Here is a 17,221-nt window from a genome sequence, read left to right on the forward strand (position 1 = left end):
TACTCATCTCCTTTGGTTTTCTCAGTACAGTTCCTACATATGCACTTACACAATCGCGTCTTCCAACACTAAGTCGTTCTCTGCGAAACGTTCGACTCTTAACGGTGTCAAATCAAGTGTTTCATACTTCCCTTTGCAGATCAGCTCCGCCAAACCAAGACCGACACCAGGCGCTTGCTGCATGCCGTGTCCGCTGAATCCAAGCGCAACATAATAGCCTTTCATCATCGGATGCTCTCCGATAATCGCATTTTGATCGACCGTATTATGGTCGTACATTCCAGCCCAACCAGATTCCAATTTAAGACTTTCAAAGTTAGGAATCCGGTGAGCTAAAATCGGCCACAAATGGTCGAATGAAGAGCGTTTCCATTTAAAATCGATCCCTGGTTTTACGTCATCCGAAAATCCTGCGACGATCCGATCCATCTCGTGCCTGAAATAGACACCAGTCGGATCAATTGTAAGCGGTAACATTTTCTCTAATTTCTTTACCGAGTCAAAGACATACATTTGTCGTTTCAACGGGACGACTGGTAATGGCAATCCCATCTGTTCACTTAAAGCAGCACCCCACGCACCTGCACAATTAATGACAATCGGTGCCAGGTAAATGGTTCCGTCCAGTAGTTGAACACCTTTCATTCGTCCGTTTTCTGTCAGTAAAGTAGAAACTTCTGCAGTCTTGTATTCCACACCTAAATATTGAGCATTTTTCCGATACGCTTGCATGACAGAATACGGATCCAGATAGCCATCTTCTTTGCAGAATAAGCCTCCAGCTAAATCATTTGTTTCCAGTTCCGGAATGATGTTCAGTAAATCGCTGGTTGAAAGGATTTCAGAAGGAACGCCCAGTGCATTTTGCAATTTGAGCTGCTTCTCATAAGCTGGCAGCATCCGTTCAGTAGCCAAAAACAAGTAACCGCGCTGCTTGAAATCTATTTCTGCTTTTTCTTCACCAATAGCCATGTCTTCTGCAAAATTTTTATAGACTTCCAAACTGAAGCGGCTCAATTGGATATTGATAGCCGTTGAATACAATTGACGGAATCCGCCTGCACTTCGTGATGTGGAGGAATACTCATACGTAGGATCTTTTTCAAAGACGAGGATATCGCCCTCGAAACCGCTCTTACGCAATGAATACGCTGTACTCGAACCCATAACTCCGCCACCTACGATGATGATATCCGCTTTTTTCATAGCCTGTACTCCCCCTAAAATTGTAGTTCGTCTTCGTTACTTCATGTAAGGTCAACAGTCACTCCAGCTTTGTTTTTGCAAGCTTTATCGTAAAAATATTTGGCAATGACAATGTCAGCTATGGCCAGCCCAACCGATTTAAAGATCGTCACTTCCTGATCAGACTCTCGTCCAGCTAATTTCCCGCTTATAATTTGTCCAAGTTCGCCGTGCAGCATATCGCTGGAATACATTCCTGCTTGGATCGGTACAACTAAATCCCCCGCTTCTTCCAACGCCGAGTCTTTGGACTCCACCACTACTTTAACTGCCTTACAAATTGCCGATGTCGGTAACTCTTGCATAGTTGGCTTGAAAGAACCTACTCCATTGACGTGGACCCCAGGTTTTAAAGGTTCCGTAAACACGGGTTGCATAGAAGTTGTGGCGGTGACCAGAATATCTGACTTTCTCACCACCTCATTCGGATCTTTGCAAATGACAACATCCTTATTGAACCTACTCCATACAAACTTTGAAAATGCGAGTGCCTTTTCTTCACTTCGATTGTGTATATAGAGGGTATTGATATTCCTCACAGCCAGAATCGCTTCACAAAGTCCCTTGGCTTGTTCCCCCGTACCAATAATCCCAAGTGTTTTTGAATTTTCCCGGGAAAGGTACTTTGTTGCAACTCCGGATAAGGCCCCTGTCCGTATTCGTGTTAAGTAAGAACCTTCCAATAAAGCAAGTGGTTCTCCTGTTGTTACATCTGAGAGCAAAACGACACCGTTTATGACCTTTTTTCCGATTTCCAAATTAGAAGGTACAACATTGACATATTTAAGTCCCATTGCATGGAGCCCTTCTGCTACCGAAGGCATGACGACACCAGAGTTTTCAGTGCCAAACGGTAAAATCGTTCGAATGGGTGTATCGGTGGCTGACGCCGAAAATTCCATTAAGGCGATCTCGATACAGTGTAAAATCTCTTTCATATCCACTAGTTCCATTTGGCTTTTAGCACTCAAAACTAATATTTGTAATCCCTCCAATCACTTAATCTATTCTGTCTTCCAATATACTTTCATATGTTGAAAGTAATACATCCAAAATGCACAATAATTTAGGGTGAAACCAATTCAAATCCGGTAAAAACTTCTCATCTGCTTCGAAAATCCAACAACGGAAAGGGTGGAACGAATTGCAGAACATAGGGCACTATGCACAATCAATTGTTGAACAGTTTTCCTCCATATTGAATATCCCGATCAGTATTACGGATAACGAGGGGAAGGTGATCGGGAGCACAGACAATAACCGACTCGGCTCTCATCACATAGCGACTTCGGAAGTGACGCGTTCTGGAAAAATGATGTTTTTTACAAAGGAGCAAACTGCCGATCTCGTGAACGTCTTACCAGGTATTGCTGCGCCATTACGGTTCCAACAAGAAACAGTAGGTGTACTCGGTCTTATAGGAGATCCCTTGAAAGTCGAACGTTACGTTCAATTTGTTCAATCCCATATTGAGATGATGCTCATGGAAAATCACCGTTCACGAACAGTTGCTTCTCAAATGGAAACGATGCGGGATTTCTTTAAACGTCTATCAATTTTTAAAGAGAAAGCCGATTACAGCAATCTTCACAGATATTGTGAACTGCACGGATTTACATTAGGGATACCAAGGCGCTCCATTTTATTGGATATACAATCTTCTGATGACGCAAGACCCTCTAATGAGCAAACACATACATTCAACCACGAAGAACAAGAGCTATATATATGCTTGAAGAATTTATTCATTCAAAATGAGTTGGATCGTGTTGTTCCTTTAACGACAGGAGAATGGTTGATTTTGATCGCTGACCACGCTGAAGAAAAGACTTTGATGAGGAAAAGATTAGAGCTCGCTTCGGACAAGTTGCGGAACTTCTTGGATGCCCGGGATATTGACAATGATTTTGTGTTCTCATTCAGTGATCCTTCTTCATCCATAGAGAGGCTAATAGATGACTATGAGCACTGTAGAAGAGCTGTGATGATTGCCAGACGCCATCACGTTCAACAATCCATCGTCTCTGTAGACGACTGGAACTTACTATCCCATCGTGTAGACGAAATCACACTCCCCGCTCAGCGGACACTGGACAATCACATCGAAAAATTAATGAACCATGTGAACGGCACTGTCCTCATTGAGAGTTTCCTCGTCTATTGTGATGAGCAGCTCAACATGAGCCAAGCCGCCAGGAAACTGTACATTCACCGGAATACGCTTTTATACAGATTGCAGCAGCTTCAAGATGTTTTGAGCATTGATTTGAATTCTTTTAAACAATGCACACTTTTATATTTAGCATTAAAGAAGCACCAATACTTTAATGAGGCTACTTAGACTAAGGACCAAGAAAATGTCCTCAGTTATGACCTTTTCAGGCCAAGCTAAAAACTTTTTCTTTAAACAAACCTCAACAATTCATTAGAAATCCATGAATACTTCCAATCAGTAATTTCTTGGTACAGTACTCATTCTTTTGCCAAGTTTTCACACAACAAAAAATGCAGGAGAGAAAATTTTCTTTTTCTCTCCTGCATTTTTTTGTATAGTTTTTAGTTAGAAAAATGAAAGATTCACTCACTCCGCCATCGTAAGGAATCTTCTTGTCCGTTCTTCCTTTGGATGATCAAATACATCCTCTGGATTCCCTTGTTCAACAATTACACCGCCATCCATGAAAATGACGCGATCAGCCACTTCTCTAGCAAAATTCATTTCATGTGTCACAATGACCATCGTCATTCCCTCTTCCGCCAACTCTTTAATCACCTGAAGGACTTCCCTGACTAGTTCAGGATCCAGTGCCGACGTGGGTTCATCATAGAGCATGACGGTTGGATTTAGAGATAACGCTCTAGCAATTGCAACGCGTTGCTGTTGACCGCCTGATAACTGCGATGGGTAATGATCACAACGATCTCCTAGACCTACCTTAATAAGCAGGGTTTCCGCTAATGCCTTTGCTTCAACGGGTTTGACCCCATAAATCGTCACAGGACCCTCCATCACGTTTTCAATCGCAGTCTTATTCGGAAATAGATTAAAAGACTGAAAAACAAAACCGGTTTTCTTCCGTAATTCCCTGATTTCTTTCTTGCGTTTCCGATCCAGTTTTCCTCCTGTATGGAGTTCATGAGGACCAATTCTTATGATACCTTCGTTCGGTTCTTCTAAATAGGTTAAACATCTGAGAAAAGTCGATTTCCCCGACCCGCTTGGCCCCATGATGACGACGACTTCACTTTTGTTCACGGTCAAGTCCACACCCTCTAAAACCGGATTTTCACCAAAAGCTTTTTTAAGATTTTTCACTTCAATGACCTTCAAGATACTCCCCTCCGATCCCTGAATTCCCTCACTACATCATCGAACTAAATGCTTTGATGAGCGTTTTTCGAATTTATCCAGCAATGTCGTAAAGAACGTAATCAGGATCCAATAGATGGCTGCAGCTGTTAGGTAAATCGTTAACGGTTCAAACGTTTTAGCGATAATCAAACTAGACATTTGCAGGAGTTCAGTAACGGTTATGACAGAGACTAGTGATGTATCCTTTACTAGGACGATAAATGAATTCGATAGTGTTGGAATGGCGATCCGAAGACTTTGAGGGAGAATGATTCTTCTCATAGCTTGCGCATACGTCATTCCCATAGAAATAGCAGCTTCCATCTGACCCCTGTCGACAGCAAGGATCGATGCACGGAATGATTCAGAAAGATAAGCACCTGCATTTAAACTTAGCGCCATGATTCCCGAAGAAATAGGGTCTAGTGAAATACCAATTTGCGGCAATCCATAATAGATGACAAAAATTTGTACAAGAAGTGGGGTTCCTCGAATTACGGATATATAGATACTGGCGATTTCATATAAAACCTTGATTTTCAGAATTCGGATAAGCGCTGTGGAAAAGCCTATCCCGAGTGCGATGAGTACAGTTATACAACTTAGAAAAATCGTCATGATCGTCGCTTTCAATAGGGAGGGCAATGAGTCGATTATGATTGTAACATCCACTACTTCACTTCCTTCCAGACTTTCTATCGAGTCAACACAATCTATTCTAAATGCTAACTTTTAAATTCAATATGGATCCCAAGCTCTTTTAGTTCTTCCACAAAAGGATCGAACCTCTCGTTAACAATGATCGTTTCTATGGGAACCACACCTGTTTCTAGTATCTTTTGCTCCGCAATCCACTTTGCCGCTAATGTCGCAGGAAGTGCGGTTGTTTTTGCCATGGACGTTATGTTTCGTTCATGGTCGTACACATCAACCATTTCCCATGTGTAGTTTTTTAACGTTCCATTTTTAGTTCCGTTCACTTCCACTCGAACCACCGTAACATCCTCATTTGATACACCTACCATTTTTGGGGCAAGTATCTTTTCTGAAATTTTCACAGGAGTAGTCACAACCCCATCAACTTCAATCGGCTTATGATCTAAGAAGCCTAACTCTCCTAACACCTTCATCTTCTTCCAATGCCCTGGATAGCGAACCGTCTTTTCAGTTAAGTTGCCCACCTTGCCTTTCAACGTATATGCAGTGCTATGCGCATCTGTTATGACGGCTTCACATTCACCAACCGGGTCAGGGAACGTTAAGGACTCAAGCTCAGAAAGCGGAGGAAATTCTACAATCTCACCATCTTTTATGGCAATAGCGGGTTTTGTATAGAGTCCTAACACACTTTCCAACCGAAATACGACTTGGTACCATAGTGGCGGAACTGGCCATCTAGGAATTCCACCGCATATCAAGACCGCTTCATCAGCTTCATCCAGCATTTCGATCCCTTGTGCTGCAAGGAAGTTTGTGATGCCAGGTGCGACTCCACAGCCAGGGATAATCGTCACTCCAGCCTCTTGTGCTTGACTATGTAATTCCATTTTTTCTGTGAACATGGATCCGACTAAATCTACTAAATGGCATTTCGCAGCGATTGCAGCCTTTACAGCGGTTAAGCTCAATGAATGAGGGAGACACCCAACCGCGACATCTGCGCCCTCAAGTACTTTTATGAAATCATCTTCGGTTGACAGCGATACCGTCTTCCCGATCACCTTCGGATTACCCGCAATTCCGAGACATTTATCGATACTTTCCTGTCTAATATCGACCGCAGTGACGGATTCAATTCCTTCGAATTTTGCTATTTCACTCACGATTGTCGTTCCAATCATCCCAGTTCCTAAGACCACTACTTTCATATAATTTGCTCACCCCTGTCTATTTTTTCGAATGGAAATCCTAGAGCAAACAACACATCCTTCTGCTGTTCACTCTAGGGAAGCATCACATGTCTATTGGATCTGTTCCGAACCACTTTTTAAAAATTTCTTTATAAGTTCCATCCTCTTTCATTTCCTTTAATGCCTGATTCACTTTTTCCACAAAGTCCTCATTTCCTTTATTGACAGCCATTCCGATTTCATCTTTATTTAAAATGTCACTGGTGACTTTGATCGGCAAGTTGTTTTCTTTGATGTTATAGTTCATGAGCAGCTGGTCATTAATGATGACATCCAATCGCTTATTCGTTAAATCTTGAATGTAATCGCTTACAGCCTTATACAATTTCACATCTGCACCTTCCACACTGTTCGCAACCTCTTCAAAAGTTGTTCCCCCACCCACGCCTACTTTTTTGCCTTTAATATCAGGGAGTTCGGTAATATCATTCGTATCGTCACGCGTCACGAGTACCGAACCTGTCACCACGTATGGATCGGTGAAGTCAACACTTTTCTTCCTTTCCTCTGTAACCGTCATCTGCCCGATGATAATGTCGAACTTGTCTGCTTTCAGTCCACCGATCAAACCATCCCACTTTGTCGCGATGAATTCAGTTTTTACACCTAATCTCTTTGCAATTTCATTTGAAATGTCGACATCAAATCCTTGAAACTCGTCTTTGTCGTTCAGGAAGTTGAAAGGGGGGTATGTCCCTTCAAAAGCCACTTTAATGACTTTGGAATCCGCGACTCGATCGGCGACATCCGCCTTGGTCACTTCCACTTCTTTCTCCTTTGCTTTGTCACCACACCCAGCAAGTACAACCGCTACTACAAGGGATAGAAAAGAATACAATAACAACTTTTTCATCTTTACTCCTCCAAATTTCATATTTACGATCCTTGACCATGGGATTCACCAATTGCACTTCTCCACTGGTTGTCCTAGCCTTTGAGGAACGGGTTACTCAACTATATGTCCAAGCATTGTGAAAGATTCATAAAGATTCCCCATAAGAAATTTAAAAGCCGCTCGCACTACTGACAATACTTCGTTGTCAATAATGCAGGCGGCTAAAGTTTCACCTACTCAATAGTTATCAATCTGTGCTCGTTGCAATTTCCCGCTGTAATCCACATAGACGGATTTCCATTCGGTATAGACGTCCAGGGCGGCTACACCTGAATCTCTGTGACCATTGCCAGTCCCCTTCGTCCCTCCGAAAGGCAGGTGGATTTCAGCACCTGTTGTGCCCGCGTTGATATAGACAATTCCCGTATCTAGATCCCTCATCGCCTGGAACGCCAGATTGACATTGGACGTGAAAATAGAGCTGGATAATCCGAATTTCACACTATTGTTCACTTCGATCGCTTCCTCCAAGCTTTTCACAGGAATAATCGAAACAACTGGACCGAAAATTTCTTCCTGAGCAATCCGCATATCAACTGTCGCATCGGTAAAGATGGTAGGTGCGTAGAAATTCCCACTAACGAGTCCGCTCTCTGTTACCATTCTTCCACCGGCAAGAAGTGTCGCTCCTTCTGCAAGACCGATTTTTACATACTCATGGATTTTACCTAACGAGGCACGATTGATGACCGGACCTACTTTCACTGTTTCGTCCGCCCCGTCACCTAGCGATAATTCGCCAATGCGCTCAACTAGCTTGTTTTCAAGCGCTTCTTTTACATCCTGATGAACAATAATGCGACTGGTGGCTGTGCACCTTTGACCGCTTGTACCAAATGCCCCCCACAAAATGCCATCTACTGCAAGATCCAAATCCGCGTCTTCCAAAACAATGACCGCATTTTTACCGCCCATTTCAAGGGAAGTCCGTTTCAAGAGTTCCCCAGCACGAGCATTGATAGCACTGCCAACCTCATTCGATCCTGTAAAGGAAATTAAATCGATGCCAGGATGTTCCACCATGGCATTTCCTACTTCACGTCCTGAGCCATTCACCAGATTCAACAAACCTTTCGGCAGACCCGCTTCCTCAAAGATCTTTGCAAATTCATAAGCAATGATCGGCGTTTCTGTTGCCGGTTTCCAAACAACCGCATTCCCTGAAACGAGAGCCGGAAATGTCTTCCATGAGGCGATTGCTATCGGGAAATTCCACGGGGTGATCAAACCTGCAACTCCGATAGGAACTCGTACACTCATGGCGAATTTGTTCCGCAGCTCGGACGGAACGGTATCACCAAAGAGACGCCGGCCTTCCCCCGCCATATAATACGCCATATCGATCGCTTCTTGTACTTCTCCACGAGCTTCGTCGATCACTTTGCCCATTTCACTAGTAAGAATCTGCGACAATTCTTCTTTCCGTTCTTTCAATAGGTTTGCAATTGCATATAAGTACTCAGCACGTTCAGGTGCTGGAACAAGACGCCATTCTCTTTGAGCTTTTTTTGCAGCTTGGACTGCACGATCCACATCTTCCTCGGTGGATTGTGTAACTTCCCCTAGCACTTTACCGTTGGCAGGATTAAGCACGTCCACAAATTTACCCGATGAGGATTCACACCACTCACCATCGATGTAATTAAGAAGTTTTTTCGTGTCACTACCATAGTCCGTCTCATTACCTTTTCTATTAGAATGAACCACTTGAATTCCTTTTCGATTGTTCATATAAATGCCTCCTCATAATTTTCATGTATTTGCTAAATGCTTTCCTTGATTCGCTGGATCGCTTCGAATAGTCTTTCATTCGGAACCGATAAAGAGATGCGGAAATACCCCTCTCCACTTGGCCCAAAAGCGTTGCCTGGTGTCACGATTACCCCTGTTTTCTCGAGGACATGGGAAACAAATCCGGTGGAGGTAAAGCCTTCAGGAACAGGGGCCCAGACGAAAAAACTCCCTTTAGGCGGCTCCACTTGGATACCGATTGAAGTTAGACCCTCGAGTACCACAGCCAATCGTTCTTCGTAAATCCGGTTATGGTTTTTGACACAGCTTTGATCACTGGTGAGTGCAACGGCTGCTGCCTTTTGGATCGGAGTGAATTGGCCAGTATCGGTATTGCTTTTAAGTACCGATAAGGCTTTGATGATCTCTTTATTGCCCACCACATATCCGATTCGCCAACCTGTCATATTGTAGGTTTTTGAAAGCGAACCGAACTCAACAGCCACATCTTTGGATCCCTCGACTTGCAGAATACTTGGTGCAGTATAGTCCGAATATGTCACCATATTGTAAGCAGAATCATGGGCGATCGGGATACCATGTTGTTTCGAAAACGCCACGGCATTCTTAAAGAAATCAATGTCTACCGTTGCAGAGGTCGGGTTGCCGGGATAATTTAAAAACATCAATTTCGAGCGTTCAATTACTTCTGGAGGAATTGAACTGAAATCGGGTTCGAAATTATTCTCTTTTAGCAATGGCATGTCAAAATACTGTCCGTTTGCAAGCAAAGTTGCCATCCTATAGACGGGGTAGCTTGGGTCAGGTATCAAAACCATGTCCCCTGGATCGATCAGTGTAGGGATTAAATGAGCAATGCCTTCTTTAGATCCGATGAGTGCCAGTACCTCTGTTTCCGGATCAAGGTCAACTCCATAGTGCCGCAAATAGAAATCTGCGATAGCTTGTCGATATTCAAGACAGCCGATGAAATTCGGATACTTGAAATTAACAGGATCCTGCATTTCCTCTACTAATTTTCCAACAATATGCGGCGGAGTCGGCAGATCGGGATCCCCAATCCCCAAGTCAATCACATCCACTCCTTTTTCGATCAATGCCGCTTTCTTTTTATTGATCTCTGCAAACAAATACGGAGGGATTTGTCCTAAACGATCCGATTGATAGATCATAAAACCACCTGCCTTATCACTTTTCTCTCCACAATATGACTCACTGTTAAATCTATGAGCGTTCCTCTTGGATTAGTACTCAAATGTTCCGAGTAACTAGTGAGCAGAAGAAATTCACATGAATCAAGAATTCATCTATGGAGTTTATAATAGATACTTCGTTTAAATAAACATCCCCATTACAATTGTGTAAGTGTTAAAAAGAAAAATAACTATTCAACAGAAAACATATTCTATTGAGAATATTAGTATGGTAATCTGGTAGGTGACAACTTAAGGGGGGGAAGAAATAAGAACGCTTACAAAATGGTCGAATACGATCATGGAACGGTATTTACCGGATCCGTACATATTTGTTGCGATCTTGACTTTGGTCGTTTTCGCATTAGGGCTTGGATTGACGGATTCTGGACCACTCGATATGGTCGTCTATTGGGGGGACGGCTTCTGGGGATTGTTATCCTTTACGATGCAAATGGTCATTGTTTTAGTTGCGGGTCATGTACTTGCTAGCAGTCCGCTGTTCAAAAAAGGGCTGAGCAACTTGGCTGGTTTAGCAAAAACTCCTGGTTCAGCAATCATACTCGTTACAGTCGTTTCATTACTCGCTTGTTGGATTAACTGGGGATTCGGCTTAGTGATCGGTGCGTTGTTCGCTAAAGAAATTGCGAAGAAAGTAAAAACTGTCGATTATCGTCTTCTGATTGCTAGTGCATACTCAGGATTCATCGTCTGGCACGGAGGATTGGGTGGCTCCATCCCACTTTCGATTGCAACAGCTGACCATCCATTTGCTGAAATCATGGGAGTTGTGCCAACCTCAGAAACGATTTTCTCGCTCTATAATCTGTTTATTGTAGGTGTGATTTTTATAAGTCTTCCTATATTGAATCGTTTCATGATGCCAAAACCGGAAGACACTGTAGCCGTCGATCCTGCACTTCTCGAAGATGAGTTAATCATCGAAGACATCTCTGAGAAGACACCTGCTGCTCGACTTGAAAATAGCTGGATTCTTTCCATGCTGATTGGATTGCTCGGTGTGGTCTATTTAATTCGTCACTTTGCGGTCAACGGGTTTGACTTGAATTTGAATATCGTTAATTTGATTTTCTTCATTCTTGGAATCATTTTTCATGGCACACCTAAACTTTTCCTGGCAGCAGTTACGAATGCAGTCAAAACTGCCGGAGGAATCATTATCCAATTCCCGTTTTATGCCGGTATCATGGGGATGATGGTGACGTCTGGTCTTGCGGGTGTCATTTCAGAAGGGTTCGTTAACATTTCAACAGCGGCTACATTTCCGCTTTTCACATTCTACGCTGCTGGAATTGTAAACTTCTTCGTCCCTTCAGGCGGCGGCCAATGGGCTGTTCAGGCACCAATCATGCTAGATGCCGCGCAAACACTGGGAGTCGATTACTCGAAAACCGCTATGGCGATTGCTTGGGGAGACGCGTGGACCAATATGATTCAGCCATTCTGGGCACTACCAGCTCTTGCGATTGCTGGACTGCGTGCCAAAGATATCATGGGATATTGCGTATTTGTTTTAGTCTTGAGTGGAATCATTATCAGTGCAGGTCTTTATTTCTTTTAATGTTAAAAGCCGTCATCTGGAAGATCGGATGGCGGCTTTTTAGATGGCATACAATTTCGAAATATACTTATCACTCAAAAGGACTATAACCATTTTATTTAATGGCTTTACCTAGATTTGTGTCTCTACTTCTTCCTGGAAATGTTCTTGCCAAACAGCCGAAATCGATTGTCCATCGTTCTCTTCACCGCGTACGAAGCACCCAATATGCTCAATCTGTATAGAACGGTTGCTGCCCAACCATCGCTCTATCATGAGATACATCATCTACTTTTAGACAGTACACATTGCTGCTTGTTTAAATAAGGTAAATATTGTCTGAATATCACTATATTTTAACGGAAAAATCAATTCCTCAATAAATAATTGCGAAATTGATCGCTTTAAAATGTGCTACAATCGCGCTTTATTATGAAAAAACGCAATTATTCTTTCACACATTTTTCTTTAACCTACTTACTATAAAGATTATAGTTCCAGTAGAAAAAATCAATACAAAAGTACTCAACCAAGTTAAATCATCATTACTTAGGTATTTTAAAAGAATGACACCAAAATAAATCACAATAAATATTGGCACAAGTATTACTATTTCTTTCATCAAAGTTGATTTTTTATTTACTTGAGACATATAGATTCCCCCTAAACACTTAACGTTTATCAATACAATTCAGTATTTCAGCATCTGGCCCGTTTTTTGAACTGACCCAAATCGCTTTCCCGCAATCGCGTCCGATTGAAGCACAAGCTTTCTACTGTAAAACCGCATTAGTCTATAATTGTCATGGGATAAGGCGTTGATTTGCCATTAACTTGGATATCTATTGTATCAACAGACTCGTCTGTTGTTAAAGTGTAGATATATTGCTTCTGTTTATCATTGCTCGCATCCACTTCATCCAACTTAATAAGTGCTGTTTTGCCTACTGATTCCAAACTGGCTTTAACATCTTCTTGTGATTGAAAAATAATGTAAGATACTTTACCATCTTTATTATTCATTTGAAGTTGATCATCAGGGTTTGTTGCTTCCTTTACTTTTTGAGGAACAGTATTCACTTCGTCAAAGCTTAACTTTTTCTGTGCACATGCTGATAGAGATAGGATTGCAAGAGCAGAGAATATTATTAAAAATATTTTTTCACCAATTTCACTTCCTCATCAGTTTATTGTTATTTAAATAATCTGGCCCGATTGTTGTGTAGCTCATGTACATGAATAGCGCCCGATTACGGAAGGTACTATAGCATCCTTTCTTGATTAATCTTCAACTACATCTATTAAATCAGTATGAATACTAACAAAGTAAGCTTTTAGTAAATTCTCTAATATCCCGTTAAGCTTGTGATATTCGTCATCAGCCTTTTTAATAACATTATAAAATTCATCTTCTTCTTCTATCTCATTTTCTAGAGCAACGTACAACCTCCACAATTCTTGACCATATCTTTTCTCAATCATTGCATAGTCTTGAGCACCAATTTTCTCGAGGGTAGATATTAATTTGTTTAAATAAATGTCAATGCTTATCTCATCGATATACGATTCAATCCAATTCAGTAAAGTTTCGTGTCCTCCACTTTCAAGCTCAGAATAGTATTGAAAAACAATAAATGCTTCATTTAAAACTGTGTCTTTAGAAGATAAATCACATTCACTTATCACTGTTATAATAGTGTTCCATATATTGTCGTTGTCTAATAAATCTCTTCTGTTCATTTTAGGTTTCATAGTATTCCCCTTAATGTTAACTTTCTTGAAACAGTCTTAAACTAAATGGCCCTTTAACGGCATACTCCTTCTTCATGAATAGCGCCCGTTAAATGAATCCAAGAATTACATAGCCTTAATTTCGTCAATGAATAATACAAGAATAAATCCACCAACAACTACAAAGCCTATTATAAGCCAAATTAATAAAAGCCAACTTGTGGTCAAAAATATTTTCTCAAACCATTTGCTATGGAGTATCTTCATTGTTCACCTCAGTTCCTATTCAAAATGGTGCGATTGCAGAACGGAAGCAAATCGCTTTCACGCAATCTTGCTCAATTGGGGATTGGATAATTTATTTTTCCAAGCTACGCTTTTTCGAAAGGAAATTGTAGGAAAAAATATCCCTAAAGAGTTTAAAGCTAATTTTTAAAACTCTACCTTCCTATACTGAGGTATCAGCCAATCGTAAATAAACATGACATCAACACCTCGCACACTTCTTTTTATACATTATTCTGGCCCAATTGAGGCACAAACCTTATGTAAGAATTGCCCCCGATTCTGGAAATAAGCTTCTTGTATACATCTATTCACTCACGGTTTTTTTACCATATTTATTTTCCATAACGTAAAAAACAACTAGTGTTATGAGAATCACAATTGGAGTTGTACTGTAATCCATTAACCTGAAATACGGCAATATTAAAGACAGAAGTATCAGTATTGTCGCTACTAGTCGAACGATAATAAGATTTTTAAGATGTTTTTTATTATCCAAATTACTCCCTCCTTTTCTTAGCATATCTCTAACAAATGGCCCGTTTGCGGTAATTCAATTCAGTCTTTCTTCTCTTCTTTTTTAACTATGTAACCTAGCAAAAACCCAAATAACGCGCCAATTATGTATTGCATATCAAAGCCCTTTGTAAAGAAGCTGATAATTAACCAACCTACAATCATTCCAGCTATTGCTAAAACTACATTTTTAGACATCCTTTGATCTCCGTTATAATTACATTTATTCCCAAATGTACTCTTCTAAAAAAATGGAACATGGGTGCGTAACTATTGTAAAGTTAACGCGCTGGTTTGTAGAAAGAAAAAATAACTAGTTCAAGCAACTTGTAATTTAACAAAATATAGAACAAATAAAGAGCCAATACTAAGTATGGCGAGTCCTACACCCAGCGTAGCAAAGAGATTATTGAAAGGTGAAAAGAAAATGACAAACAGAAGCATTGGCAAACCAGTAAGCGATACAAAAATCAACCTACCTTCAAAAGTCAAAATACGTTCTACACCGCAATTATCACATTTAACTGGTCTGTATACCAAATCTAAAAATGCTTTGTAACCTTACTCCAGCTGAAAGGCATATTACAATTTTGACATTTTCGCAATATCATCACTCCTTTTTCGGCATAACATCCTGGCACGATTGCAGAACAGACGCAAATTGCTGTTTCGCAATCACGCTTTATAACTTGACAATACTTATTACATTTTCCCTTTTTTAATCCAATTCCTGATACGGAGGCTACCTAATATTGAACCCACGAAAAGAACAAATAAATTAAATATCCAAAGTGAAGCCATCCCAATCTCTTGAATTTCTTTTGCATTTATTGTCATAAATATCAATGCACCTATAAACATTAGGTAAATAAAAATATTTGGAACAATCCACGCAACCCTTAATTTCGTGTTCTTCAAATGATTCCTCCTAAATGTCATTAATTCTCAGATTATATCATTATAGTTTATACAAATAATTGGCCAGTTTGTGTATATAAGACATACACAGATATTGACGTTCCGATTAGCTATCGGACATATCCGAGTAGGCCTGCCCCTATTATTATGACGCCTGCGACTGAAGGCATAACGAAGCCTTTCTCCTGTTTTTCATAAATCGCAACGCTCTGATTAATGAAATTGATTCCTAAAAACATCCAAAAGAGCAGAGCGTAGATTGGCTTGAACCACGAGGGTACGAGTAGGATGAGAACACCTATTAGGGTTATACGATTGATCAACATATTCCAATTCATAACTATCACCCCTAACCTATTTCCAATCAGGAAAATTTACTTACTTGAGCGTCGTTGAGGAATGGGGTTTCCAGGATTTCGTAGAACGACCTCAACTCCGCCACTGTCTAGTCACATGTTACGAACGTTTTACGTTGTTCCGTATCAATATTGCAAAATACCTGATTTCATTTTATATAAGTTTTTAAACGTATATGAGTAGACTCATATCGCGTTTTCTGAACAACTGCAATTCTTCGTTTGCTTCTTCTGAAACCTATCAGTCCCGTAGATCAGCACGATTGCTATCAAGGCTGTCAGCCCGTGACGTATGATCGAAGGCAGAATCGTCAACTGTCCAACTGCATATAAATTCGGTGTATACAGCCAGGTAAACAGCAGTCCCTAAATCACTTCAGAAAGTCCGCACGCCACAAGGATCGCCGCTACAATTCCGAGATAGCGTTTCAAGTCCATCACCCCTCTATCTTTCTTACGCAGCCACCCTGTCGGAAGATTCATTTTCCCTCAACTGTTCTCAGCTTCCTGATCCATTTGCTCGCCCTGCAGCGTAATCCGCTCTACTGCCTGATAAACAGTGGCCAGCGTGATAGGCCCCTTTTGCATCGGTCTCGGACACGCTCGATTGTACTTGGCGAGTTTGAGGTTGATGTCACCGAAATGTTCATCCATGTCCACTACAATACCAGCAGACAGGTACTCTGCCAGCAGACGGACGTCCTCACGGATCTCGTCCTGCAATTCGATCCAGTGCGGTTTGTAGCCTGCCTCTTTCGCAATCCGCTGAAAATGCTGCAGCGTATCCCCTGAGAAATACTCACGGGAGAGTGGTTTTCCCCTGCCTTTCAAATTATCCATGCCGCCTTCTTCCCGATGCTTTTTCAGAATATCCCCCATTAAATCGTTGTATGGTTGCTCTTCGTTCCGCTCTCTCATCGCTTTCAGTCCTTTCCATCAACTAAAGTAACGGCCAGAACCGGTCAATCGGTTCTGGCCGCTGATTCTCTTCTCTTAGAAAACCGTCAATGCGATTGAACACAAAAAATTCTGTCTCCAATTATTGTAACATATTCAATCGTTGCCGCTTACTCATATTGCCAGTTCTGTCTAAAAAGTTGAACAATATCACTTACCATCGTGCTGAACTGCTAGTAGTTAATCAGACAACAACTAACTGGAGGAACTGCAATGTTCGTTGAATTCAACAAAGCGGAATAGCGGAAGAATGATCAAGTGCTGTTTCCATTTCCATCATTTGATCTGATCGTATTTAAAGGCGCTGTACCCACCCTCCAATTGAGTGTAAATATGCAGTAAGAACTTCCTAACCTACAAATCAATAGATGACTGCATAGAAAAAGCCTGATCGAGAGTAATTTTTCGTCCAGGCTTGTTTTTAATTTAGTTTGTATTCACTCATCCAAAAACAGCAAGAGCAGTCCCTCAATTGGCTTGTCAACATTAAATCGGACAATTTTTATAAGGTCTCTAATCGGTACTCAATTGGCGTTAGATAATCTAGCGT

Annotated in this window: 16 protein-coding genes; 2 read left to right on the forward strand and 14 right to left on the reverse strand. The window is 41.2% G+C overall.

Translation table 11 applies throughout. From position 1 onward, the window contains the following. Positions 1–45: 45 nt before the first annotated feature. Entirely contained in the window at positions 46–1,206 is a 1,161-nt protein-coding gene (locus H9659_RS08910; protein ID WP_191689594.1) for an NAD(P)/FAD-dependent oxidoreductase, read from the reverse strand. Positions 1,207–1,247: 41 nt separating this feature from the next. Beyond that, the gene (locus H9659_RS08915) at positions 1,248–2,225 is read right to left on the reverse strand and encodes an ornithine cyclodeaminase family protein (RefSeq protein WP_191689648.1); all 978 of its coding nucleotides are present in this window, start codon (positions 2,223–2,225) and stop codon (positions 1,248–1,250) included. Between the two features lie 164 nt (positions 2,226–2,389). Between H9659_RS08915 and H9659_RS08920 the strand changes: the two genes are divergently transcribed. Continuing rightward, positions 2,390–3,586 carry a sugar diacid recognition domain-containing protein gene (locus tag H9659_RS08920; RefSeq protein WP_191689596.1) on the forward strand — a complete coding sequence of 399 codons (1,197 nt, stop codon included), beginning with the start codon at positions 2,390–2,392 and terminating at the stop codon, positions 3,584–3,586. A gap of 240 nt (positions 3,587–3,826) precedes the next feature. Here the strand turns inward: H9659_RS08920 and H9659_RS08925 are convergent, their stop codons facing one another. From H9659_RS08925 to H9659_RS08950, 6 genes are all read right to left on the reverse strand, one after another. Continuing rightward, on the reverse strand, positions 3,827–4,576 hold the full coding sequence (locus tag H9659_RS08925; protein WP_191689598.1) for an amino acid ABC transporter ATP-binding protein: 750 nt from the start codon (positions 4,574–4,576) through the stop codon (positions 3,827–3,829). Between the two features lie 36 nt (positions 4,577–4,612). Beyond that, positions 4,613–5,269, reverse strand: coding sequence for an amino acid ABC transporter permease (locus H9659_RS08930; RefSeq protein WP_191689600.1), 657 nt, complete (start codon positions 5,267–5,269; stop codon positions 4,613–4,615). A 53-nt stretch (positions 5,270–5,322) separates the two neighbouring features. Further along, on the reverse strand, positions 5,323–6,465 hold the full coding sequence (locus H9659_RS08935) for a saccharopine dehydrogenase family protein (protein WP_191689602.1): 1,143 nt from the start codon (positions 6,463–6,465) through the stop codon (positions 5,323–5,325). An 85-nt stretch (positions 6,466–6,550) separates the two neighbouring features. Beyond that, on the reverse strand, positions 6,551–7,360 hold the full coding sequence (locus H9659_RS08940; protein ID WP_191689604.1) for a transporter substrate-binding domain-containing protein: 810 nt from the start codon (positions 7,358–7,360) through the stop codon (positions 6,551–6,553). 219 nt (positions 7,361–7,579) lie between these two features. Continuing rightward, a complete protein-coding gene (locus H9659_RS08945) occupies positions 7,580–9,133 on the reverse strand; it encodes an aldehyde dehydrogenase family protein (RefSeq protein WP_191689606.1) in 1,554 nt (517 codons plus the stop codon). A gap of 32 nt (positions 9,134–9,165) precedes the next feature. Continuing rightward, a complete protein-coding gene (locus tag H9659_RS08950; protein WP_191689608.1) occupies positions 9,166–10,326 on the reverse strand; it encodes an LL-diaminopimelate aminotransferase in 1,161 nt (386 codons plus the stop codon). A gap of 289 nt (positions 10,327–10,615) precedes the next feature. Between H9659_RS08950 and H9659_RS08955 the strand changes: the two genes are divergently transcribed. After that, the gene (locus H9659_RS08955; protein ID WP_191689650.1) at positions 10,616–11,929 is read left to right on the forward strand and encodes a short-chain fatty acid transporter; all 1,314 of its coding nucleotides are present in this window, start codon (positions 10,616–10,618) and stop codon (positions 11,927–11,929) included. A 433-nt stretch (positions 11,930–12,362) separates the two neighbouring features. Here H9659_RS08955 and H9659_RS08960 read toward each other — a convergent pair whose 3' ends face one another. The 6 genes from H9659_RS08960 to H9659_RS08985 form a co-directional block, all read right to left on the reverse strand. Continuing rightward, positions 12,363–12,560, reverse strand: a complete 198-nt coding sequence (locus tag H9659_RS08960; RefSeq protein WP_191689610.1) for a hypothetical protein — start codon at positions 12,558–12,560, stop codon at positions 12,363–12,365. Positions 12,561–12,697: 137 nt separating this feature from the next. Beyond that, the gene (locus H9659_RS08965) at positions 12,698–12,988 is read right to left on the reverse strand and encodes a hypothetical protein (RefSeq protein WP_191689612.1); all 291 of its coding nucleotides are present in this window, start codon (positions 12,986–12,988) and stop codon (positions 12,698–12,700) included. Positions 12,989–13,189: 201 nt separating this feature from the next. After that, positions 13,190–13,660 (reverse strand): DMP19 family protein, encoded by a 471-nt coding sequence (locus H9659_RS08970; protein ID WP_191689614.1) that lies wholly within the window; start codon positions 13,658–13,660, stop codon positions 13,190–13,192. 822 nt (positions 13,661–14,482) lie between these two features. After that, positions 14,483–14,638 carry a tRNA U-34 5-methylaminomethyl-2-thiouridine biosynthesis protein gene (locus H9659_RS08975; RefSeq protein ID WP_191689616.1) on the reverse strand — a complete coding sequence of 52 codons (156 nt, stop codon included), beginning with the start codon at positions 14,636–14,638 and terminating at the stop codon, positions 14,483–14,485. A gap of 504 nt (positions 14,639–15,142) precedes the next feature. Next, entirely contained in the window at positions 15,143–15,358 is a 216-nt protein-coding gene (locus H9659_RS08980; RefSeq protein ID WP_225217745.1) for a hypothetical protein, read from the reverse strand. 845 nt (positions 15,359–16,203) lie between these two features. Continuing rightward, on the reverse strand, positions 16,204–16,632 hold the full coding sequence (locus H9659_RS08985; RefSeq protein ID WP_191689620.1) for a DnaJ family domain-containing protein: 429 nt from the start codon (positions 16,630–16,632) through the stop codon (positions 16,204–16,206). Positions 16,633–17,221 lie beyond the last annotated feature (589 nt).

The sequence above is a fragment of the Sporosarcina gallistercoris genome (assembly GCF_014836415.1).
GTDB lineage: Bacteria > Bacillota > Bacilli > Bacillales_A > Planococcaceae > Sporosarcina > Sporosarcina gallistercoris.